The sequence below is a fragment of the Halotalea alkalilenta genome, assembly GCF_001648175.1.
Classification (GTDB): domain Bacteria; phylum Pseudomonadota; class Gammaproteobacteria; order Pseudomonadales; family Halomonadaceae; genus Halotalea; species Halotalea alkalilenta_A.
Genome location: NZ_CP015243.1, coordinates 3,341,107 through 3,362,892 on the forward strand (window position 1 = coordinate 3,341,107; position 21,786 = coordinate 3,362,892).

At 67.2% G+C, this 21,786-nt stretch carries 16 protein-coding genes and 1 other RNA gene; 4 read left to right on the plus strand and 13 right to left on the minus strand.

The annotated features are described in order from the left end of the window. Positions 1–2 precede the first annotated feature (2 nt). Positions 3–1,835 carry a vWA domain-containing protein gene (locus A5892_RS14925; protein ID WP_064123464.1) on the minus strand — a complete coding sequence of 611 codons (1,833 nt, stop codon included), beginning with the start codon at positions 1,833–1,835 and terminating at the stop codon, positions 3–5. Beyond that, positions 1,832–2,245, minus strand: coding sequence for a hypothetical protein (locus tag A5892_RS14930; RefSeq protein ID WP_064123465.1), 414 nt, complete (start codon positions 2,243–2,245; stop codon positions 1,832–1,834). The genes A5892_RS14925 and A5892_RS14930 overlap by 4 nt, the downstream gene beginning before the upstream one ends. Before the next feature lie 50 nt (positions 2,246–2,295). Here A5892_RS14930 and A5892_RS14935 point away from each other — a divergent pair, with 50 nt between their 5' ends. Then, complete coding sequence (locus A5892_RS14935; RefSeq protein ID WP_064123466.1) at positions 2,296–4,443, plus strand: S9 family peptidase; 2,148 nt, start codon at positions 2,296–2,298, stop codon at positions 4,441–4,443. Between the two features lie 6 nt (positions 4,444–4,449). Here A5892_RS14935 and A5892_RS14940 read toward each other — a convergent pair whose 3' ends face one another. The 3 genes from A5892_RS14940 to A5892_RS14950 form a co-directional block, all read right to left on the minus strand. After that, a complete protein-coding gene (locus tag A5892_RS14940; RefSeq protein ID WP_064123467.1) occupies positions 4,450–5,322 on the minus strand; it encodes a transglutaminase family protein in 873 nt (290 codons plus the stop codon). Continuing rightward, complete coding sequence (locus A5892_RS14945) at positions 5,319–7,874, minus strand: circularly permuted type 2 ATP-grasp protein (RefSeq protein WP_064123468.1); 2,556 nt, start codon at positions 7,872–7,874, stop codon at positions 5,319–5,321. Before A5892_RS14945 ends, A5892_RS14940 begins: the two co-directional genes overlap by 4 nt. A 100-nt stretch (positions 7,875–7,974) precedes the next feature. After that, entirely contained in the window at positions 7,975–11,340 is a 3,366-nt protein-coding gene (locus A5892_RS14950) for a transglutaminase family protein (protein ID WP_064123469.1), read from the minus strand. Positions 11,341–11,561: 221 nt separating this feature from the next. Here A5892_RS14950 and A5892_RS14955 point away from each other — a divergent pair, with 221 nt between their 5' ends. From A5892_RS14955 to A5892_RS14965, 3 genes are all read left to right on the plus strand, one after another. After that, a complete protein-coding gene (locus tag A5892_RS14955) occupies positions 11,562–13,022 on the plus strand; it encodes a circularly permuted type 2 ATP-grasp protein (RefSeq protein ID WP_064123470.1) in 1,461 nt (486 codons plus the stop codon). Next, positions 13,022–14,029, plus strand: a complete 1,008-nt coding sequence (locus tag A5892_RS14960) for an alpha-E domain-containing protein (protein ID WP_223302685.1) — start codon at positions 13,022–13,024, stop codon at positions 14,027–14,029. The genes A5892_RS14955 and A5892_RS14960 overlap by 1 nt, the downstream gene beginning before the upstream one ends. Positions 14,030–14,129: 100 nt before the next feature. Next, positions 14,130–14,939 carry an acyl-CoA thioesterase gene (locus A5892_RS14965; RefSeq protein ID WP_064123471.1) on the plus strand — a complete coding sequence of 270 codons (810 nt, stop codon included), beginning with the start codon at positions 14,130–14,132 and terminating at the stop codon, positions 14,937–14,939. A 98-nt stretch (positions 14,940–15,037) separates the two neighbouring features. On the opposite strand, the gene A5892_RS14970 is transcribed toward A5892_RS14965, so the two are convergent. The 8 genes from A5892_RS14970 to ffs form a co-directional block, all read right to left on the minus strand. After that, positions 15,038–16,102 carry a zinc-binding metallopeptidase family protein gene (locus tag A5892_RS14970; RefSeq protein WP_064123472.1) on the minus strand — a complete coding sequence of 355 codons (1,065 nt, stop codon included), beginning with the start codon at positions 16,100–16,102 and terminating at the stop codon, positions 15,038–15,040. A gap of 87 nt (positions 16,103–16,189) precedes the next feature. Further along, positions 16,190–16,648 (minus strand): YcgN family cysteine cluster protein, encoded by a 459-nt coding sequence (locus A5892_RS14975; RefSeq protein ID WP_064123473.1) that lies wholly within the window; start codon positions 16,646–16,648, stop codon positions 16,190–16,192. A 1-nt stretch (position 16,649) separates the two neighbouring features. Further along, positions 16,650–16,943, minus strand: coding sequence for a YcgL domain-containing protein (locus A5892_RS14980; protein ID WP_064123474.1), 294 nt, complete (start codon positions 16,941–16,943; stop codon positions 16,650–16,652). Next, entirely contained in the window at positions 16,940–18,112 is a 1,173-nt protein-coding gene (gene rnd, locus A5892_RS14985) for a ribonuclease D (protein ID WP_064123475.1), read from the minus strand. The genes A5892_RS14980 and rnd overlap by 4 nt, the downstream gene beginning before the upstream one ends. 314 nt (positions 18,113–18,426) lie before the next feature. Further along, positions 18,427–19,029 carry a recombination mediator RecR gene (gene recR, locus A5892_RS14990; protein WP_064123476.1) on the minus strand — a complete coding sequence of 201 codons (603 nt, stop codon included), beginning with the start codon at positions 19,027–19,029 and terminating at the stop codon, positions 18,427–18,429. Next, entirely contained in the window at positions 19,029–19,355 is a 327-nt protein-coding gene (locus tag A5892_RS14995) for a YbaB/EbfC family nucleoid-associated protein (protein ID WP_064123477.1), read from the minus strand. The genes recR and A5892_RS14995 overlap by 1 nt, the downstream gene beginning before the upstream one ends. 69 nt (positions 19,356–19,424) lie before the next feature. Beyond that, positions 19,425–21,455, minus strand: coding sequence for a DNA polymerase III subunit gamma/tau (gene dnaX / locus A5892_RS15000; RefSeq protein ID WP_064123478.1), 2,031 nt, complete (start codon positions 21,453–21,455; stop codon positions 19,425–19,427). Between the two features lie 170 nt (positions 21,456–21,625). Continuing rightward, positions 21,626–21,722, minus strand: an RNA gene (ffs, locus tag A5892_RS15005) — signal recognition particle sRNA small type. Positions 21,723–21,786: the final 64 nt, after the last annotated feature.

Here is a 21,786-nt window from a genome sequence, read left to right on the forward strand (position 1 = left end):
CTCTAGAGCCTCGGTTCGCGCCCATCGGGGCCGACGCTGGGCTCGGCACGGCGGCGGCGCCTGATTCTTCTGCGTCGCTCGCGCCAGGCGAACAGCGCCCACAGCAGCACGATGAGCGCCGCCAACAGCCATACCCAGGGTTCGAACACCAGCCGCTGCGCCTGCGCGCCCCACTGTGGCGCACGACGCTCGAGCTCGGTCCAGATCGCCTGAGGGGTCCAGTCGAACGGCTCGGCGGCCTCGACTTCCGCTCGCGGCTGCTGCTCCATTCGCTCGGCTTCCACCGGCGCATCGTCGAGCCGGGCACCCGCGAGCCCGATCGCCGATTCTGGATTGATCACCACCGGCGGCAGGGTGATCTCGCGCGGCGTGCCATCGGCATCGAAACGCGCGTGAATCTCCACCTCGGCGCGCTGGCTCGGCAGCGAGTCCGCCGGCGGCAGCAACACCTGCCAACGACCGTTCTGCTCGCGCACCTCCAGCGGCTCGCCAAGCAGCGTCGCCTCGATCTGCGTCGAACCGGGGTCGAGCCGTGGATCCATCGGCCGCAGCTCGATGCTGCGCTGGTCCGGCGCCAGATTGGCCTCGATCGCCGGTGCGATCGCCACGCTCCACTCACGCTCGCGAGAGAAGCCATCGCCCTCGGCGCTGATCACCACCCTCGCATCGCCGCGCCGGCTGGCATCGAGCGACGAACCGGGCAGCACCGCGCGGTAGCGACCGTCGGCTTCAGCGTTCAGCGGCCGCTGGATGATCAGCTGGTCGTCGCCGTCGATCAGCCTCGCCTGCAGCCGCGGCGCTTGCTCGCTTGAGGGTGCAGCCCCCTCAAGCCAGGCCTCGATCGGCACATCGGCATACTGATAGAGCGTCGCCGGCGGCGCGACCCCACTCAGCCGCAGCCCACCATCGGCGAACACCCGGCTACCGGGGTCAAGGTCGCCATCGATACGCCACTCCCCCGCCGTCGGCTGCTCGATAGTGACCAGATCGAAGAAACGATCGACCACCCAGCGCGAGACCGGCGCCTGTTCGCCCACATCGCCGCTGCCGAAGCGGCGGCCATCAGGCGTCACCAGCACCGGGGAGACCGCGACGCCGCTGCGGCCGTGGAACACCAGCACGGTGATCCGCTCGACCCCGGGGTCGACGCTGAAGCGATCCCCCTCGAACGGCAGCTGGTCACGATCGACCACTCGACCGAGCACACCGAGGAACGAGCGCATCAGCTCGCGCGACCCCTCCGCCTCGGAGGCGAGCCCGCCGGTGGGCTGGGCGAGCTGGCGCAGCAGCGCTGTATCGGCCAGGTCAGTGAGGCCGATGGTATCGATGGTCACATCTTGCGCTGCGAGCGACGGCGCCTGCTCGACCAGCCGCTGGCGCGACTCGGCATCGCGCCGCACTTTGTCGCCGCCCGCCGGCAGGTCGACCCGACCATCGGTGAACAGCACCACCCTGCGGGCAGGATCGCCCTCGGGCGCGAGGGCCGCGTCGAGGGCGGATTCGAGGTCGGTATGCTGCTGGTAGTCGAGCAGCCTCGGCAAAAGCTCCAGCGCCCGCGAGCGCCAGGCCGGATCGATCGGCGCCAGCGGCAGCGGATTGGCGACCTCGGTACCGAAGGTCCAGATGCCAGCGCGCTCGGATGCGGGGAGCAGTTCGATCAGCAGCTTGAGCGCGCTGGAGCGCACATTGTCCGGGTCGCTCTGGTGCATGCTGCCAGAGACGTCGACCACCATGCGCACGTCGGCCCCGGCCAGCGGAGTGGCCAGCGCCCCCATTGCGGCGATCCCGGCGCCCAGCGCCCAGCGACGCCAGCCCACCGCGCAGGCGACGCTCACACTGAAGGCTCCTGGCGCGCACCGCGACCGTCATAGGCCTCGCGAGCGGTACGATGGCCAGGACGGCGTCCGCCGGCACGCGGCGGTGTAGGGCGGATGGAGATCAGCAAACCCACGGCCGCGCCCACCAGCGCACCGATCGACAGCACCAGCAGCGCAGCCCCGGGACCGCGGTTGAGCAGGTCCAGCGCGGTGATCATCACCGCCGGCGCAAAGCCCGCGAACCCCGGGTCGTCGGTGGTCGCCGGGATGGCGTAGTACCATGGCGTCCACAAAAGCCCCGCCACCAGCCCCACCAGCGGCCAGCGTACCCGGCGAGGGAGGAATCCGATCGCAAAGTAGCCCGCGCCGAGTACCACCAGTGACAAGATCGCGTAGGCGAGCCACAGTAGCGGCAGAGAATCGGTCATCAACACGCGTTCATCTCCAAAATGATTCGCTTCATGTTACCCACGAGCCTATGAAAACACAGTCACCCCCGGGTTCCCTCCCCTCCAGCAGCGAAACACTTTCTCCGAGCCGCCGTTTCCATCGCGACGACGACCCACTGTGGCACTGGCTGGAGGATCGCGATAGACCCGAGGTGAAGGCCTTCCTCGAGGCCGCCAACGCCGAGAGCGACGCCTGGATGGCACCGCTCGAACCGCTGGTGGAACGACTCTACCAGGGTCATCTGGCCCGCCGCGAGCTGGCGGTCGAAGGACTGCGCACCGCGCTGGATCGCTACGTCTACTGGAGCGACACCGCAGCCGACGCCGACCATCCGGTATGGCGTCGACATCCGATCGGCGCGGAGCACAAGGTGGAGGTGATCCTCGACCTGCAGTCGCTGTCCCAGCGCCAGTCCTACGTCGAACTCGGCGACATCGCGCTCTCCCCCGACGAACAATGGCTGGCCTGGACCATCGATGCACAGGGCGATGAATACTTCGAACTCTATCTGCGCCATCTGCCCGCGGGAGAACCGGTACGCATCGCCCAAGGCATCGGTGCGGAGCTGGTCTGGGCGGAGGACGACCGCACCCTGCTGTTCACCCGATTCGACGCCACCCAGCGACCGGCCACCGTATGGCGGCTCGACCGCGAGGCCGGCGAGGAGCAGCTGGTGTTCGAGGAGCCGGACGTCGAGTTCTGGGTCGGGCTCGGCAAGACCCGCTCGCGGCGCTGGCTGATCATCGAGACGGCCTCCAAGGACACTTCCGAGAGCCATCTGCTGCCCGCCGATCGCCCCGGCGCGTCACTGCTCTGCCCCCGAGAGCGGGAGTCCGGAGTCGAATACAGCCTCGAACACCGCCCCGGGACCTTCTACGTCCTCCATAACCGTGTCTCGAGCCACTTCCAGCTCGACATCGCCGCCGAGCTGACGCCCGGCGACTGGCAGCCGTGGATCGCGCCACGCGAGGAGACCACCCTGGAGGGCGTCGATGCTTTCTCCTGGGGCGTGGTGCTGACCGAGCGTGACCATCAGGAAGCCCAGGTACACCTCAGGGTGATCGATCTGGCACCGGGCGATCCAGCGACCTCGCTGAGATCCGCACTCGAGGGTCACGCCCCCGAGCAGATCAGGCTCGACGACTGGGTCACCCTGGCCGAAACGCCGTCGAGCCTGTCGCTCGAAGACGTACCGGACTTCGACGCCCGGGTACTGAGGCTGCGCGAGGAGTCATTCGTCACCCCGCCTCGCTGGGTGGCGCTCGATCTGGACAGCACCGAGCGTACCCTGCTCAAGCAGCAGCGGGTGCATGGCGACCTGCGCCCCGAGCAGCTGGTCTGCCGTCGCCTGTGGGCGACCTCGTTCGATGGTGAGCGCGTACCGGTATCGGTGGTCATGCGCCGCGACCTCGCCGAGCAGGGTGACCAGCTTCCGACCCTGCTCTACGGCTACGGTGCCTACGGCACGGTACTCGACCCCTGGTTCTCGATCTCCCGGCTCGAGCTGCTCGATCGCGGAATCGCTTTCGCCGTCGCCCACGTGCGTGGCGGCGGCGATCGCGGCGAGCCCTGGTATCTCGCCGGCAAGCTCGAACACAAGCAGAACAGCTTTCGCGACTTCCTCGCCGCCCGTAACGCGCTGGTCGAGGCCGGGATCAGCGACCCCGAGCGGATCGCCGCCTATGGCGCCAGCGCAGGCGGGCTGCTGGTCGGCGCAAGCCTCAATCTCGACCCGCGGGCATTCTGCGCCGCGATCCTCGACGTGCCGTTCGTCGACGTGCTGCGCACCATGGAGAATCCCGACCTGCCGCTGACCACCGCCGAATACCTCGAATGGGGCAACCCGTTCGATCCCGACGTACGCCGTCGCCTGCAGGCCTATTCACCGCTCGACAACCTCGATGCCCTGCCCTACCCGCCGATGTTCCTCCAGGGCAGCTGGCACGACTCGCGGGTGCCCTACTGGGAGCCGGCCAAGCTCTATGCCCGCCTGTCGGCGTTCGGCACCGCACGTGGCCCAGTGCTGCTGCGCACCGATATGACCGCCGGCCACGGCGGCGCCTCGGGGCGCTTCGACGCCTGGCGCGACAGCGCCCGCCAGGATGCCTTCCTGCTCTGGGCGTTCGGCCTCGCCGAAGCGCAGCCGCTGCCCCCGTCCACCGACGCCGGGGCTTGAAGGCGCTCAGGGCTCGAGCGGCTCGACGTCGACGGCGACGGTGAGCCGCTGCTCCCCGCCGCCGCTCATCACTCCCTTGAGCGGCGCCACATCGGCATAGTCGCGGCCCCAGGCATTGATCAAGTGCTGCTCGGACGGCAGGCTGCCGTTGGTCGGGTCGAGCTCGATCCAGCCGCTGCCGGGGAGGTACACCGCAAGCCAGGCGTGCGAGGCGTCGGCGCCGATCAGGCGCGGCTCCCCCGGAGGCGGCATGGTCTCGAGATAGCCGCTGACGTAGCGGGCGGCGAAACCGAGCGAGCGCAAGCAGCCGATCATCAGATGAGCGAAGTCCTGGCAGACACCGCGACGGCTGCGCAGCACTTCATCGAGCGGGGTAGCCACGGTGGTGAAACCGGGATCATAAGTGAACTCCTCGAATACCCGGCGGTTGAGATCGAGCACCCCCTCGAGCGCGCTCCCTCCCTCGCGAAAGCTTGGCCTTGCATAGTCGGCAAGCGCCTGCGAGCGGCGCACGAACGCCGAGTCCAGCGTCATCATCCGCACCGCCAGCGCTTCGGGATCGCTGAGCGGCGGCAGGGCGAGTGACTCCCGCCAGCCCAGACGGCTGTCCACCGGTGCCGGGCGGGGGCCGCTCTCCAGGCGCGTCGCGACCGACACTTCGAGCGCCACATGGGGCTCCTCGAGTGAGAAGTAGAGCAGCTGGTTGCCGAAGGGATCCTCTCGCTGCACCCGGGTGGCCGGGGTGGGTACGATCGATATCTCGGAGGGCTCGCAATGCTGCCAAGGCAGCGCGCGGGGCAGCATCCGGGCTTCGCTGTGGCACAGCGTGACGGTGGCGGCATAGTCGTAGCGCGTGGTGTGGCGAAGCTGGTAGATCATGGCTGCACCTGCATCTCGAGCAGCTGCCGAGGGGTTTCGACATGGGCGAAGTGGCTGTTGCTGACCGCCTCGGAGAGCTCGCCGAGCGGATCGAGCAGCGCATCCAACAGCGCGCTGAGCGCCTCGCGAGCGCTCGGCGAATGCGGCAGCCCCGCCAGCGCCGCCACGTCGGCGAGTTGCAGCGTGGTGGCGGCACGGATCACCAGGCGCTGTTCGCTGGAGCGATAGGGCGCGCTCGACGGCTGCGGCAGATGGTCGATCTGGCGGCGCAGCCGTTTGAGCATGTAGCCCACCGAGCGCGGGTTGCCCTCGTCGAACAGCAGCAGGTCGAGGATCGCACTGGGGTGCAGCTCGCTGCGATAGCGTCGCCGGTAGGCGGTGAAATTGTCGGTGGTCGCGAGCACCATCTCCCAAGCCGCGGCCCCGGTGTGCTCGGTCTCGACCAGCGCAAGGCGCAGCAGCGCTAAAGTGTTCTGGCAGCGTTCGATGAAGCGGCCGATGTCCATCAATCGCCAGCCGTAGTGGTGCGGCATGGTCTCGTTGCACAGGCCGAAGAAAGCGGCGAGCTCGGGGACCGTGCGCTCGCAGGCGCGGCGGCCGACACTCGCGCTGGTGCAGCGCTCGAACTCCTCGCCGACGTTGTTGAGCACCCGCCAAGCGTCGTCGCCGAGGTGGTCGCGCACCGCCTGGGAATTGCGATGCACCGCTCTGGCCAGCGTGGTCAGCCCGTCGGGCGTGTCGGGGGAGAAGAGGCTCATCAAGCGTGCGCGGATCAGGCCGAAACGCTGCTCGCCTTGGGCCAGGGCCTCGAGCGGCTCGAGCTCGAGCGCCTCCAGCAGTCCGTCGAGGCTGGGATCGGCGACGCTCGACTGATCCTGCTCGAGCAGCCTCACCAGCCCCTCGCGCAGGAGCCTCGCGCGATTGTCCAGACGCTCGCCATAGCGGCCGAGCCAGAACAGGCTGTCGGCGACCCGGCTGGGCAGATCGATGCCATCGCGGGTCACCAGCAGCGGCTCGCTGGCCTGGCGCAGCTGGCTGACGTGGGGCTGCGGCGAATCGGCCAGCACCCAGACGTCCTTGACCACTTCGCTGTTCACCGAGGGATGGCCGGGCTCACCCACCCAGGCGAGCCCGCCGGGCATCACCCGATAGACGACCTCCTCGAGGCTCCCGTCGGCGGTGCTGGAGTCCAACGAACAGAACATCCGCAGCGACAGCGGTTTCGGCACCAGCCGTTTGTGTTCGGCGTCGAACACCGGCCCACTGGCGGCAGCCAGCGGACGCTGGGCGACGAATTCATCGGGGTGGGCGATGATTCGCTGGCGCAGCCGCGCAAGCTCATGGACGTCGAGCCGAGCGGCATGCACCGGCGCGGCGCCGGGTTCGAAGCTGCGCAGGATCAGCCCGGGCAGCTCGTCCAGGGTGCGCTCGAGCGCATCCGGCGCACCGCACCACCAGCCCTGGGGGCCTTCCAGCAGCAGCGGCTCGCCGAGCAGCCGCTCGCAAAGCGTCTGCCAGTAGGGCTCGAGCACCGGATGCTCGAGCACGCAGCTGCCGATCGGATTGGCCAGGCGCACGTTGCCCGCGCGCGCCGCCTGCGCAAGCCCGGCGACGCCGATCACCGAGTCGGCGCGAAGCTCCAGCGGATCGCACCAGACGTCGGACATCCGGCGCAGGATCACGTCGACCGGCTTGAGCCCGCCGAGGGTGCGCATCCACACCCGCTGGTCGCGCACCACCAGATCGAGGCTCTCGACCAGCGGCAGGTTGAGATAGCTGGCGAGGTATGCGTGCTCGAGATAGCCGTCGCTGCCGGGCCCGGCGGTGAGCAGCACCACGTTGGGATGTTCGCGATGCTGAGGGGCGAGCGAGACCAGCGCGCGGTGCTCGTCGGCGAGCGCTCCGGCGAGCCGGCGCAGCGGCGCGTCGCGATAGAGATTCGGCATCGAGCGGGCGAGCACGATACGGTTTTCCAGCGCGTAACCGCTGCCGGCCTGCGATTGCACACGGTCGGCGATCACCCGCCAGCGGCCTTCGCGGTCGCGGACAAGATCGACTCCGAGCGAGAACAGCGCTGCGCGTTCGGTATCGAAGGAGTACTGGCAGGGCGGCAGCCACCAGCCCTGCTGGAACAGCGCCTCGGCGGGGATCAGCCCCTCGCGCAGCGTACGCTGCTCGCCGTAGAGATCGCGCAGCAGCGCATCGAGCAGCCGGGCGCGCTGGGCAAGCCCGGCCTCGAGCAGTGGCCACTCGTGCCTGTCTATCACCAAGGGCAGCGGGTCCACGCGCCAGCTGCGCGCGGCGCTGCCGAGCGCACGGCCGTTGAAGGTCACGCCGTTCTCGTGCAGCAGCCGCTGCGCCTCGAGACCGCGCTGGCAGATGCCGTCGAGGCCGAGACGGGCGAAGTTCTCCAGCAGCGCGTGCCAGTGCGGGCGCAGCTCGCCGCTATCGCCGAGCAGGCTGTCGAAGCCACCGGCGCTGCGATAGCCGGCCAGCAGCGCTGAGAGCACACCGCTCGGCATGGGGGTCAAAGTGATCGTTTCCTGGTTCATGAAGGCATCGACCGCACCCGGCCCGCCCGACGAACGAGGCAGACAGGGCGCTGGTGGGTAACAGGCACCGCAGGGGCACAGTGGAGGCGTCGCGACCGGCTCAGGTGCCGCGACGCAGATCCAGCGTCAGCGGCAGCTCGAGACTCGGTGTCTCGGCGGGCACATTGATTTTGCCCTGAGTATGCCCTTGCCGCTCGAAGCGCGCCAGCCTGCGGGCCTGCGCCTCATTGGCATTGATCGGGAATCGCTCGTAGTTGCGCCCCGCCGGATCGACGACGTGATAGGTACAAGCACCCACCGAGCGCTGGTTCCAGGTGTCGACCAGGTCGAACACCAGCGGCGCATGGACGGGAATCCGCGGATGCAGCGCCGAGGGTGGCTGCCAGGCCCGATAGCGCACCCCTGCGACCGCTTCACCGCTGCGCGAGGTCGGCGCCAGCGGTACCCGCCGGCCGTTGCAGGTGAGCACGTAGCGGCCATCGACGAAGCCCTGGACCTTGACCTGCAAGCGCTCGACCGATGAGTCGACGTAGCGCGCAGTGCCGCCAGAGCTCGCCTCCTCGCCGAGCACATGCCAGGGCTCCAGCGCCTGGCGCAGCTCGACGCTCAGGGTGTCGGTGTTGAATTCACCATGCAGCGGGAAGCGGAACTCGAGGAAGCTCTCGAACCAGCTCGGGTCGAAGTCGAAGCCGTGGCGGCGCAGGTCGCCGAGCACCTCGAGCAGATCGTTCCAGAGGAAATGCGGCAGCATCCAGCGATCGTTCAGCGCACTGCCCCAGCGCACCAGCGGTGCGCTATAGGGCGCGCGCCAGAAGCGCGCGACCAGCGCGCGCACCAGCAGCGCCTGGAGCAGCGACATCCGTGGATGAGGCGGCATCTCGAAGGCGCGCAGCTCGAGCAGCCCGAGTCGACCGGTATCGCTGTCGGGGGAGTAGAGCTTGTCGATGCAGAACTCGGCGCGGTGGGTATTGCCGGTCAAATCGGTGAGCAGGTGGCGGAACAGTCGGTCGACCAGCCAGGGCTGGGTCACCTCGTCGTCCGGCACCTGGGAGAGCGCGACTTCGAGCTCGTAGAGCGAATCGTGGCGCGCCTCATCTACCCTCGGCGCCTGGCTGGTCGGCCCGATGAACAGGCCGGAGAAGAGATACGAAAGACAGGGGTGATGCTGCCAGAAGGTGACCATGCTGGAGAGCAGCGAGGGCCGGCGCAGGAACGGCGAGTCCGCAGGCGTCGCGCCGCCCAGGGTGATGTGATGGCCGCCGCCGGTGCCGGAGTGACGCCCATCGAGCATGAACTTCTCCGCACCGAGCCGGCACTGCCGGGCCTCGTCGAACAGCGCGGTGGTGGTATCGACGAGTTCGGGCCAGCTCGCCGACGGCATGATGTTGACCTCGATCACCCCCGGATCAGGAGTGATCATGAATTTCGCCAACCGCGGGTCGGAGGGCGGCGGGTAGCCCTCGACGAATACCGGCATGCCGAGCTCGGCGCAGGTGCGCTCGACCGCGGCGATCAGTCCGAGATATGCCTCGAGCGACTCGAGCGGCGGCAGGAAGACGTAGAGATGGCCATCCCGCGGCTCGACGCAGAGGCTGGTCGGTATCGATTCCGCCGCGGCGCGGTTGAGGTCCTGGACCGCGTCGAGCAGCGCTCCGGTGTCGGTGCCCTCGCCTTTCGCACCGGCGCGGGCGGTGACGTGCCTGCCGGCCTCGCCACGCAGCGCATCGCTCGCCGGCTGCTGCTGGCCGCGCGCCAGCGCAACCAGGCGCGCGACGATCTCTTGGTGGGGATCCGGCAGCGGTCCGCGCGGGGCGAAGCTGGCCACCGGCTGGCGCGGATCCTCCCAGCTCTTCAACGGCAGCGCGTCGAGCGGCAGGCGCAGCCCCATCGGCGAGTCACCCGGCACCAACAGCAGATGGTCGCGGCGCAGCAGCCAGGCGCCGCTGCGCCAGCCTCGTCCTTCGGCGCGCAGCGGCAAGGCATAGCCGACCACCTCGCCCAAGCCGCGCTCGAGCAGCTGGCCGAGACGACGACGCTCAGCGTCGTCGTCGAGATCGACGTCGCGCGGGTCGAAGTCCACCGGCAAGGTACGTTCACGCCAAAGGTAGTAATAAACGTCCTCATAGGCGGGAATCAGGTGCACCGCATCGATGCCGAGCTGCTCGCAGAGGGTGTCGGCGAACTGGCGCGCCTGCTGCGGCCCGTAGTCGCGCTCGACCGCGTCGTCGTCGAGCAGCGCGGGGTCGCGCCATACCGGCACGCCATCGCGGCGCCAGTAGCAGGCCAGGGCCCAGCGCGGCAGCGGCTCGCTGGGGTACCACTTGCCTTGCTGGTAATGGAACAGTCCGCCCGAGGCGAAACGCTCGCGCAGCCGCTTGAGCAGCGACACCGAGAACCTGCGCTTGGTCGGCCCCAGCGCCGCTGTGTTCCACTCGTCGCCATCCATGTCGTCGATCGAGACGAAGGTCGGCTCGCCGCCCATGGTCAGGCGTACGTCGCCCGCCTTCAACGCCGCGTCGACACGTTTGCCGAGCTGGTCGACCGCCTGCCACTGGTCCTCATCGAACGGTTTGGTGACCCGGGGACGCTCCTCGATCCGCTCGACGCGCATGGCGAAGTCGAATTCGACCTCGCACGGCTCGCTGAGCCCGGTGATCGGCGCCGCGCTGCTCGGCTCCGGTGTCGCCGCCAGTGGGATATGTCCTTCGCCGGCGAGCAGCCCCGAGGTCGGGTCGAGCCCGATCCAGCCGGCACCGGGCACGAACACCTCGGTCCAGGCGTGAAGATCGGTGAAATCGTGGGTCGTACCGGAGGGCCCGTCGAGCGCCTCGAGATCGGCGACCAGCTGGACCAGGTAACCCGAGACGAAGCGCGAAGCCAGCCCCAGCCGGCGAAAGATCTGCACCAGCAGCCAGGCACTGTCGCGGCATGAACCACTGCCTTTCTCGAGGGTCTCCTCGGCGGCCTGGACACCGGGCTCCATCCGCACCAGGTAGGCGATGTCCTGGCTCAAGCGCTGGTTGAGCGCGACCAGGAAATTGACCGATGAATCCGCCTCCTTCGCCACCTCGGCGAGCCAGGCGTCGAGTCTCTCCCCGCCCTCGTCGAGTTCGAGATAGGGCGCCAGCTCCTTGGCCAATGCCGCCGAATACTCGAACGGAAAACGCTCTGCGTAGGGTTCGACGAAGAAGTCGAATGGATTGATCACGGTCATCGGGGCGATCACTTCGACCGCCACCGAAAGCCGTGAGAGCGGTTCGGGGAACACCACCCGTGCCACCAGGTTGCCGAAGGGGTCCTGCTGCCAGTTGATGAAGTGCTCGCCACCTTCGATCTTGAGCGAGAACGCTTCTATCGGCGTGCGACAGTGCGGCGCCGGGCGCAGCCGGATCAGGTGGGGAGAGAGCGCGACCGGGCGATCGAAGCGATATTCGGTGGCGTGGTGCACAGCGACGCGTATGGACATCGGAGCCTCGGAGCCGGCGACTGAGATGTCGCAAATATCACCGTGATGCCTACAGGATTACAACGACTATCTTGCTCGCGGGGCGCTTCTCTTTGCTTCGCCACGATGCTATAGCTTAGCGGGACGGACCTTCTGCATGACCCGCGCGGGGCTTCGGCCCGCGACGACAAGATCAAGATAGAGATCGATCCGAGGCGATCGATGACAAGAGGGTTCGGACCATGACTCGGATAGACTGGAACGACTATCACTGCGACGCGCATTACGACGAACTACTGGCCCAGGCCGGCGTGCCCCGAAATGCATCCAAGGCGCTCTGCGACTACCTCGCGAGCCTGGATGCCAGCGAACTAGCCGAACGCAAGACCGCAGCCGAGGCGGCGATCAGGACGATGGGGATTACTTTCACCGTCTACTCGGAAGGCACCATGATCGATCGCGCCTGGCCGTTCGACATCGTGCCGAGGATCATCCCCGCCGCAGAGTGGCGACGCACCGAGGCGGGGCTCAAGCAGCGCGTCGAAGCGCTCAACCTGTTCATCGACGATCTCTACCACGACCAGCGCATCATCAAAGACGGCGTGTTTCCCGCCGAAGTCCTCGCCCAGTCGGTCAACTTCCGCCCGCAGTGCATCGGCATCGACCCGCCCCACCGGGTATGGGCCCACATCTGCGGCTCCGACCTGGTCCGCGACGGCGACGGTACGCTCTACGTACTGGAGGACAACCTCCGCGTGCCCTCGGGCGTCTCCTACATGCTCGAGAACCGCAACGTCACCAAGCGGGTGCTGCCGGAGCTCTTCGCCACCGGCCGCATCCTGCCGGTCGACGACTACGCCGCCCAGCTCTACGACATGCTCGCCAGCATGTCTCCGCGCCCCCAGGATGAGCCGCAGGTGGTGGTGCTGACCCCGGGGATCTACAACTCCGCCTACTACGAGCACGCCTATCTCGCCCAGCAGATGGGCGTAGGGCTGGTCCAGGGCGACGACCTGATGGTCGACGATGACGATGTGGTCTACATGCGCACGGTCAGCGGTCCGACCCGGGTAGACGTGATCTACCGGCGGATCGACGACCTGTTCCTCGATCCCGAGGCGTTCGATCCCGACTCGATGCTCGGCGTACCCGGGCTGATGCGCGCCTGGCGCGCGGGCAAGGTGGCCCTGGCCAACGCGCCCGGCGCGGGGGTCGCCGACGACAAGGTGGTCTACGCCTTCGTGCCGCAGATCATCGACTACTACCTCGACGCCGAGCCGATCCTGCCCAACGTACCAAGCTACCTGTGCATGTTCGACGACCAGCGCGACTACGTCCTCGAGCACCTCGACGAGCTGGTGATCAAACCGGCCAACGAATCCGGTGGCTATGGCATGCTGATCGGACCGCGCTCGACGGCGGAGGAGCGTGCGCAGTTCGCCGAACGGATCAAGGCCGACCCACGCAACTACATCGCCCAGCCGACGCTGAATCTATCCACCACGCCCACGCTCTGCGGCGGCGTGGAGGTCAAGCCTCGCCATGTCGACCTGCGGCCTTTCATTCTCTCCGGCGCCGAGACCCACGTCACCACCGGCGGACTGACCCGTGTCGCACTGATCGAGGGTTCGCTGGTGGTCAACTCCTCTCAAGGCGGTGGCAGCAAGGACACCTGGATCGTCGAAACCGAGGAGAACGACTGATGGCCATGCTCTCCCGCGTCGCTGAGAATCTCTACTGGGTGGCCCGCTATCTCGAACGCGCCGAGGACACCGCGCGGCTGGTCAACGTCAACACCCACCTGCTGCTCGATTTCCCTCAGGCCGCCAATCTCGGCTGGGCGACACTGATCGAAATCACCGGCAGCCTTGACTCGTTCAACGAACTCTACGATGAGTTCAGCGAGCGCAACGTGCTCGCCTTCCTCTGTACCGATCGAAGCTATTCGAGTTCGCTGCTCTCCTCGCTGGCCGCCGCCCGCGAGAACCTGCGCACCACCCGTGACATCGTCCCGCGCGAGATCTGGGAGCAGGTCAACGGCCTCTACATGGAGGCGGTCGCACACGCCTCGAGCAGCCTGGCCCTGGCCCGGCGCGAGGAGTTCCTCAAACGGATCATCCGCGGCTGCCAGACCGTCACCGGACTGTTCGAGGGCACCCTCAGCCGCACCCAGGCCTTCACCTTCGTCGAGCTCGGCCGCCAGCTCGAACGCGCCGATATGACCACCCGTATCGTCGACGTACGCTCGGGCAACCTGCTGCCGCGCAATCCGGAGGAGCTCACCCCGTTCGAGAACCTGCAGTGGATGAGCGTGCTCAAGTCGCTGACCGGCTACCAGATGTACCGCCAGCAGGTGAGACTTCGCGTGCGCGGGCCGGACGTGCTCGAGTTCCTGCTCAAGGAGCCGACCTTTCCCCGCGCGGTGGCCTACTGCCTCGACAGTATCTCCGACAACCTGCGCACCCTGCCCCGCTACGACCGCCCTCTGGCCGCATCCACCCTGGTCCGTGCGGAGGTCGCCGAGGCCGACGTGCGCTCGCTGGCGCGCTCCCCGGACGACCTGCGCCTGGCCATCGACAAGCTGCAGATCGGCTTCAACACGCTCCATGACTCGATCGCCGCGACCTACTTCTCACGCGATTTGGCCAATGCGCCGCCGCATCAAAGCCAGAGCCAGACCCAGCGCGACGACATGCTCGACGAAGACTGAACCCGGTGCGGTGACCGCCGAGCGCTCCGCCGTCCCAACGTCGGAGCGCTTCGGTTATGCTGGGCGGCGACCCTGACATTTCGATGAGGAATTCCTCCCCATGACCCAATCCAGTATTGGGCTGCCCGAGCTGCTGTCGCTCGAACCGCTCGAGGTGAACCTCTTTCGCGGTGTGAGCCTGGATCTCGGCCTGCCGCAGCTGTTCGGCGGTCACGTCCTCGCCCAGGCGCTGGCCGCAGCGGCTCGGACGGTACCGAGCGAGCGCGCGGTGCACTCTCTGCACGGCTATTTTCTGCGTCCAGGCGATGCTAGCCGCCCGGTGGTCTACCAGGTCGACCCGACCCGCGATGGGGGCAGTTTCACTACCCGGCGCATCACCGCGATCCAGTACGGCCAACCGATCTTCTTCTGCAGCGCTTCTTTCCACCTGGAAGAGCCAGGCTTCGAACACCAGAGCTCAGCCGCAGCGCCGGACACCGCCTCCCCCGAGGCGCTGCTCGAGCGCGGCGTGCGAGTCGAGCGGCTGCCCAACCTGCCGGTGGAGATCCTACGCTGCGATCTCTCCCGGGATCCACCTCGCCACAGCGTCTGGATCAGGCTGCTCGGCGAAGCGCCGGCCGATCCCGCGCTGCACCGCCAAATGCTTGCCTACGCATCGGATCTCTGCCTGCTCGCCACCGCGCTGCTGGCCCACGACAAGCGTCCCCACGAGCCGGGGCTCAGGATCGCGAGCCTCGATCACGCCATCTGGTTCCACCGCGACCTCGATCTCCACGACTGGCATCTCTACCAGATGGACAGCCCTTGGGCCGGCGGCGCACGCGGCCTGAGCCATGGAGAGATCTTCGATCGCAACGGCGTACTGGTCGCCACCACCATGCAGGAAGGGTTGGTCCGCTTCTCGCCCTGACGACCTGGCCAGGAAAATCCTGCCGGCAAAAAGCGAAGCCGGCGACCGGATCATCCGGTCGCCGGCGTTCTCGCCACCCCGCTTGGAGATGCAGCCGCTCAGGCCGCGTGGGCGTTGGCGCCCGCCCCCTTCACCAGGCCATCGATGTAGCGCAGTTTCTCGACCACGGTGTCGTTGAGCACCACCGGCACCAAGTCGAGCAGTCCCATGTCGCGATTGAGCTCGTTGATCGAGAGCCCCACCCTTTGCCAGGCGACCAGCATCTGATCGAGGCTGCGATCATGGTCGACCCGAGTGAAGCCCAGACCCTTGGCGGTGTCGAGCACCGAGACGACGTCGAGATAGAGCGCGAAGGTCTCGGCGAAGTCCTCCCAGGGATGCATGGTGGCGTATGCGGAAACGTAGTGAAGTTCCCAATCAACCGGCGGCCCCTGGTGGTAGTGGCGCTCGAGCGCTTCGGCATAGGTCGGCGAATTATGATCGCCGAACACCGCGATGCAGGCGGCTTCGTCCCGATTCTGGACCAGCAGGTCCCAATAATAGTGGCCGATCTCGTGGCGAAAATGGCCGATCAGGGTGCGATGCTCCTCTCCCATGTCGACCCTGAGCCGCTCGCGCTCGGCATCGTCCGCCTCGCGCACGTTGATGGTGATGTGGCCATTGGCGTGCCCGGTATAGACCGTCTGATCGCCGACCTGACGCCACAGCCCGTCATTGGGCAGCGCATCCGCCATGAACGAGAACGATAGCGGCAGCGGTGCGCCCTCGACGTGCTTGTCCGGATGCGGCAGCTCGACCAGATCGAGGGTGTAGAACAGCCTGCGCTTGGCGCTTTCGAGCGCGGCCCAGCGTACCAGCGCCCCATCCACGGACAGGTCGGGAATCATTTCATTGCAGCGGCAGCAATCACAGAGCTCGGGCGCGCCCCCCTGGCCATCGAGCTCGACCATCCGGTTGCACACCCCATAATCGCGATAGTTGGCGCATTTCAGCAGACTCGCACCGCACTCGGCATTGGCGCAGCGATAGCCGCCCGCATCCAAGGGCTCGAGTGCATGGATGCCATCGCAGGCCGGGCACCAGCCCACTTCGCGACCACAGGAAAGACATTGGCTGTTGTCGAAGAACAAGCGAGTGGAGCAGACACATTCGAAGACGCGCATGGAGATACTCTCGTGAGGCGACCGATCATGGAACTGCTAAAGGATAGACGGTTGCGACGACAGCGCTACATCGGCGAGCGAATCGGCTCAGCAGGGCAGGATGGCGATGATATGGGATTCGAGATCGTCCTCGTCGACATCGCGTTCGGAGACCGCGATGGCGCGCACGCTGATCCCCTTGCGATGCATCCTGCGGTCGGAGCCGGCGACCAGCGGATGCCAGCCGGCCAGCCTCCGACCTTCGCCAAGCCGGCGATAGGCGCAGGTCGAAGGCAACCAGTCGAACTCATACAGGTTTTCGCGCGTAAGCTTGGTGCACTCGGCGACCTCGGCGAAACGGTTGGCGTAGTCACTGCAGCGGCAGCTGTCGATATCGAGCAGCTTGCAGGCGACATCGAGCAGCGCCAGGTCGCCGCTCTCCTCGTCTTCGATCTTGACCAGGCAGCAGCGGCCGCAGCCGTCGCAGAGCGCCTCCCACTCGGCATCATTCAATGCATCGAGCGGATAGCGCTCCCAGAACCGCTCGCGCAGCGCGACGTCCGGCATCTCAGTAGCGTCCCTCGGTCGGCGCGCGATAGAGATCGAGCATCGAAGGATCGCGCGGCGGCGGCATCTGCAGATAGAAACCCTGCTCGCGCACCAGCCGGATCACCTCGCTCGCCTCGACCCGCGCCATCCGCCGCTCGGGCGTCAGCATCAGCACAATCGACGGCTCCGGCTTGCCGAATCGCTCGAGCAGCGCCTCGGGCACCCGCGCGAGTCCTTCGCCACGATCGACGTAGAGATAGGTCTCATCGCGACGCGGACTGCGATAGACCTGACAGATCAAGCGTTCGCTCATCCCCGCGTACCTCCCTCGAGCCGAGACTCCTCATCCCCCACAGGGCTGCGAGCGGCCTTGAGCGCATCGCGCAGCGCTCCGTCGAGCAGCGCTCCACGCCAGCCTTCCAGTGAACAATCGTCTAGCCGTCCCTGCAGGTCTGCCTGCACCCAGGCGTCGAGATCGCGCCGCCGGGCGAGCAGCTCGGCGGCAAGCCCGAGGCGCTCGGCCTCGATCTCGACCACCCGCTTCAGCACTTTCAGCCGCTTGCGGTAGTCGTTGCTCACCGGAGACGGCAGCGTACGAGGCAGCTGGGAGGCATCGATCGTTTGGGCCACCTTGACCAGCCCGAGCAGCGTGTCGCTTTCGCGCTTGATCAGCGCCGGCTTGATCTCCGGTACCTCGGCGAGCTCGAAGCGATTCTTCGGCATCCTCTCCGCCACGGCGAACAAAAGCCCGTCGTTGGCGAGCCACCCGCGTGGCACATCTCGAGCCCGCACCGCCTCCTCACGCCAGGCGCAAAGCGCCGCATAGGCGGCGAGACTTCGCGGCGACAGCCGCCAGGCGTTGCGATTGCGCAGGTGGTAGGCGTCGAGCGCTTTACCGGCCTTCGCCGTATCGATCATCGCCTGGCAGTCCGACTCGACCCACTCGAGGCGTTCGAGATGCTCAAGCGTCGCATGCTGGGCCCGCCAGAGTTCCGGCAGGTAGAGGACATCGAGCATGGCGTAGCGCCGCTGCTGCTCGGAGAGCGGACGCGCCAGCCAGTCGGAGCGGGTGACATCCTTGGGAATCTCGATGCCGAGCCGGCGTTCCACCAGGCGCTGATAGCTGATCGCCGCGTCTGCGCCGCAGAACCCCTCGGCGACCTGGGTATCGATCAATGGCTCGGGCAGGCACCCCGCCCAGGCGGCGAGTACTTCCAAGTCCTCGCTGCAAGCATGGATCAGCTTGAGCGGTCCCTGGGCTCCAAGCAGCGCGCGCAGCGCATCGCTTGCCTCGACCGCGCAAGGGTCGATCAACCACACCCGATCTCCGTCGCTGAGCTGGATCAGCGCAGGAATGGCGTGGAAAGTGGTCTCGCGCATGAACTCGGTGTCGAGACCGACCGCTTCGCAGTTCGAAAGTGCGGCGCAGGCTTCGTCAAGCGCCTCGGTAGTGGCTACCCAGTAGCCCTGGGACGTGTTCATTTCGACTCTCTTGACTGGAGCGTGTTGAGAATAAGCCAGCGATCGCGTTGCTGGCGCAATGCTTGCCTGGCGCGGCGGGCCCGCCGCGCACGGTTTGCCACCTCTGGCGCGACGAGTGTTTCATGCTCAACACGCCCCGAGGTTTATCGCATTTTTCCATACGCGCCGCATACGCCGGCAAGGGAGGCGGGACGGGCTGCTAACGGCATGGCATGGCAGAGGTGCAAGCGTGCAGGCATACGCTCGCTTACCTCGACAACGCCTGCAGACAGGAAACCGGGATGCGCACAGCGCGACGCAGCGACCCGCGACGCTCAGGACGTGAATGGCAGGCGTCCGCTGAACGCGCGCGAGAGCGTGCCGACATCGACGTACTCGAGCTCACCGCCGAGCGGTACGCCGTAGGCCAGCCGCGTACAGCGCACCTCATAGGGACGCAGCTGCTCGGAGATGTAGTGGGCGCTGGCCTCCCCTTCGACGGTGGGGTTGGTCGCCAGCACCACTTCCTCATAGTCGTGCCCGGCCACCTCCGCCTCCAGGCGCTCGAGCCCGAGTTCCTCAGGACCGATGCCGTCGAGCGGCGACAGGTGCCCGTGGAGGACGAAGTAGCGGCCGCGATAGCCACCGGCCTCCTCGATCGCCAGCAGGTCGGCGGGTGACTCGACCACGCAGAGCATGCGCTCGTCACGCCTGGGGTCCTCGCAGAGCGCACAGAGATCGTGCTCGGTCAGATTGCGGCAGCGCTGGCAATAGCCGATCCGCGCCAGGGCTTCACCCAGCGCACCGACGATCCGCTCGCCGCCGGCGCGATCGCGCTCGAGCAAATGCAGCGCCATGCGCTGAGCGCTCTTGGGGCCGACCCCCGGCAGGGTGCGGAAGGCCTCGACCAAGCGCTCGAAGAGGGGTGAGAAGCTCATCAGAACGGCAGCTTGAACCCAGCCGGCAGGTTGAGCCCGGCGGTCGCTTCCTCCATCTTGCTGCGCGAGTTGACCTCGACCTTGCGCACCGCGTCGTTGACCGCGGCGGCGAGCAGATCCTCGAGGAACTCCTTGTCCTCTTCCATCACGCTGGCATCGAGATCGATACGGATCACGTCATGGCGGCCGTTCATCGTGACCTTGACCATTCCGGCGCCGGCCTCACCCTCGACCTGCTGCTGGGCGATCTCTTCTTGCACCTGCTGCATCTTTTCCTGCATCTGCTGGGCCTGCTTCATCAGGCCGCCCATACCACCCTTGAACATGGCCACACTCCTTAGCTAACGATGATCTGCTCGGTCAATCGAGGGATACAGGTGGAGAAGCGCTGCCGTTCAGGCGTCGCTCTCGAGCGAACGCACGCTCGCCTCGAGCAGCCGCGCGCCGAACTGCTCCTCCAGCGCTCTTATATGCGGGTCGCGCCTAAGCGCTTCAACCGCCCGTGCCTGGCGTTCAGCTCTGAGTCGCTCCCGCTGAGCGTGAGGCGTCTCGATCCCAGGGTCGATCTCGCCCGGTTCGATGGTCACTCTTCTCGCCGCGCCGAGCTTGGCCAGCCCCGCCTCCAGCCTGCGCACGTGAATCTCGGCATTCATTGCCGCCTGGGAGGGATCGAGGCGCAGCGCGAGAACGCCGTCGCGGTCCTCGATCACCGCGCAGTGGGCGAGCAGGTTACCGGTGATCCCGCCCAGGCCGAGGCTGGGGAAAATCCCCAGCCATGCGGCCTGGTCGATCGTCGCGCCGGTGGGTAGCGAGAACCCCTCCACGCAGTCATCGACATCGGCCTCCTGCTCCGCCGGCTCGAGCGCATCGCCGCCCGACGAGGCGAGCGCGTCGGTGAACGCCTCGCTCAGCTGAGACGCCGCGTTGGGAGAAGCGTACTCGGCATAGGCGCGCTCGTCGTCATCGTCTTCGTCGTCGAGCGGCTGCGCCTCGTAGCTTGCGAACTCGCTGGCGTCGTTGGCCGAAGGCCCAGGAGCGGGAAGATCTTCGGGCTCCGCTGCCGGCTCGGGCAGCGATTCGGGCTCGGGCTCGATGGGAGCCTCGGCCGCCATCTGGGGCTGCGCCTGCTGCGGCGTTGCTTCAGCGACGGAGCTGGCCGCAACCGGGCTCTGCTCCGATGCCGATACGGTGTTCCAGGGCGGCTCGGCCGTAGGGCCGTCGGCTGGCGGAGGTTCGTCGGCGACCTGCGCCGACGCCGGGGCCGCCTGCTGGCCATCGCGCGCCTCGCGCTGGCCGCCGTCACCGCGCAGCGGCAGCGGCGTCTGGGCAGGTCGCGGTACGCCCTGAGGGCGAAAGGCGAGCATCCGCAGCAGGGTCATCTCGAGCGCGGTGCGAGGCTCGGGCGCATTATCCATGTCGGCGCGACCGGAAAGCGCAATCTGGTAGTAGAGCTGTACATCCTCGGCGGTGAAACCACTGGCCAGCGCGAGCAAGGCATCGCGGTCACCGAAGCCATTGTCGAGCGCCTGCGGCACCATCTGCGCAATCGCCAGCCGATGGAACAGTCCCGCCAGTTCATCGAGCACCGCACCGAAGTCCGGCGCATGCTCGGCGAGTGCCGCGACCTCGGCGAGCACCTTGGCGGCGTCGATCTCGCCGAGCGCCTCGGCCAGCTTGAGGATGTGGCGATGATCGAGGGTGCCGAGCATCGCCGCGACATCGGCTTCGCTGACCGTTCCCTGGCCGAAGGCGATCGCCTGGTCGGTGAGCGAGAGCGCATCGCGCATCGAGCCATCCGCGGCGCGCCCCAGCAGCCACAGCGCACGCTCATCGAAGCTCACCCCCTCCTCGCCGAGGACGCGGGAAAGATGCCCGACCACGCGCTCCGGCGGCATCATCTTGAGCGCGAACTGCAGGCAGCGTGACAGCACCGTGATCGGCAGCTTCTGGGGATCGGTGGTGGCGAGCAGGAACTTGACGTGGGGCGGAGGCTCTTCCAGCGTCTTGAGCAGCGCATTGAAGCTGTGCGACGAGAGCATGTGCACTTCGTCGATCAGATAGACCTTGTAGCGCCCCTGGGTCGGCGCGTACTGCACGTTGTCGAGCAGTTCGCGGGTGTCCTCGACCTTGGTCCTGGAGGCTGCGTCGACCTCGATCAGATCGACGAAGCGTCCCTCGTCGATCGCCCGGCAGGCCTGGCATTCGCCACAGGGCGTCGAGGTCACCCCGCGTTCGCAATTGAGGCACTTGGCCAGGATACGGGCGATGGTGGTCTTGCCGACCCCGCGGGTGCCGGTGAACAGGTAGGCGTGGTGCAGGCGCTCCTGGTCGAGCGCATTGATCAGCGCCCGGGAGACGTGCTCCTGGCCGACGAGCTCATGGAAAGTGCGTGGCCGCCATTTGCGGGCCAATACCTGGTAGCTCATGTAGGCGAACGGTATCCTTGACGGCTATAACCTGCGCCGACCGCCGTAGGGACGGCTGGTAACGATCGGGGTGCAGCGAAGCTGCTGACGAGGCGCCATCTTAGCGCGTCGCATGGGCCGCACGCGAGCCGGCCTGGGCGAGTTGAAGGAAGAGCTGAAATGGAGGCGGCCCCCGCCAGCCACATCCCGGCACACGACTCCATCACTACCGTTGCTCCCTTCCGGGCCTGGCGGGGTTCGCGATTTCACGTTGCGGGAGGACCGATGGGGGCCACCATAACCGATTAGACCAAAATTCTTTTCAAATCATGAAGTTGAAAGAACACCGCTG

Bases quoted from the DNA above. Each gene is read 5' to 3' on its own strand.
- A5892_RS14970 (WP_064123472.1), bottom strand. From the start codon at position 16,102: ATGCGCGTCTTCGAATGTGTCTGCTCCACTCGCTTGTTCTTCGACAAC.
- A5892_RS14945 (WP_064123468.1), bottom strand. From the start codon at position 7,874: ATGAACCAGGAAACGATCACTTTGACCCCCATGCCGAGCGGTGTGCTC.
- A5892_RS14935 (WP_064123466.1), top strand. From the start codon at position 2,296: ATGAAAACACAGTCACCCCCGGGTTCCCTCCCCTCCAGCAGCGAAACA.
- A5892_RS14960 (WP_223302685.1), top strand. From the start codon at position 13,022: ATGGCCATGCTCTCCCGCGTCGCTGAGAATCTCTACTGGGTGGCCCGC.
- A5892_RS14995 (WP_064123477.1), bottom strand. From the start codon at position 19,355: ATGTTCAAGGGTGGTATGGGCGGCCTGATGAAGCAGGCCCAGCAGATG.
- A5892_RS14980 (WP_064123474.1), bottom strand. From the start codon at position 16,943: ATGAGCGAACGCTTGATCTGTCAGGTCTATCGCAGTCCGCGTCGCGAT.
- A5892_RS14975 (WP_064123473.1), bottom strand. From the start codon at position 16,648: ATGCCGGACGTCGCGCTGCGCGAGCGGTTCTGGGAGCGCTATCCGCTC.
- A5892_RS14965 (WP_064123471.1), top strand. From the start codon at position 14,130: ATGACCCAATCCAGTATTGGGCTGCCCGAGCTGCTGTCGCTCGAACCG.
- rnd (WP_064123475.1), bottom strand. From the start codon at position 18,112: ATGAACACGTCCCAGGGCTACTGGGTAGCCACTACCGAGGCGCTTGAC.
- A5892_RS14940 (WP_064123467.1), bottom strand. From the start codon at position 5,322: ATGATCTACCAGCTTCGCCACACCACGCGCTACGACTATGCCGCCACC.
- recR (WP_064123476.1), bottom strand. From the start codon at position 19,029: ATGAGCTTCTCACCCCTCTTCGAGCGCTTGGTCGAGGCCTTCCGCACC.
- A5892_RS14930 (WP_064123465.1), bottom strand. From the start codon at position 2,245: ATGACCGATTCTCTGCCGCTACTGTGGCTCGCCTACGCGATCTTGTCA.
- A5892_RS14950 (WP_064123469.1), bottom strand. From the start codon at position 11,340: ATGTCCATACGCGTCGCTGTGCACCACGCCACCGAATATCGCTTCGAT.
- dnaX (WP_064123478.1), bottom strand. From the start codon at position 21,455: ATGAGCTACCAGGTATTGGCCCGCAAATGGCGGCCACGCACTTTCCAT.
- A5892_RS14955 (WP_064123470.1), top strand. From the start codon at position 11,562: ATGACTCGGATAGACTGGAACGACTATCACTGCGACGCGCATTACGAC.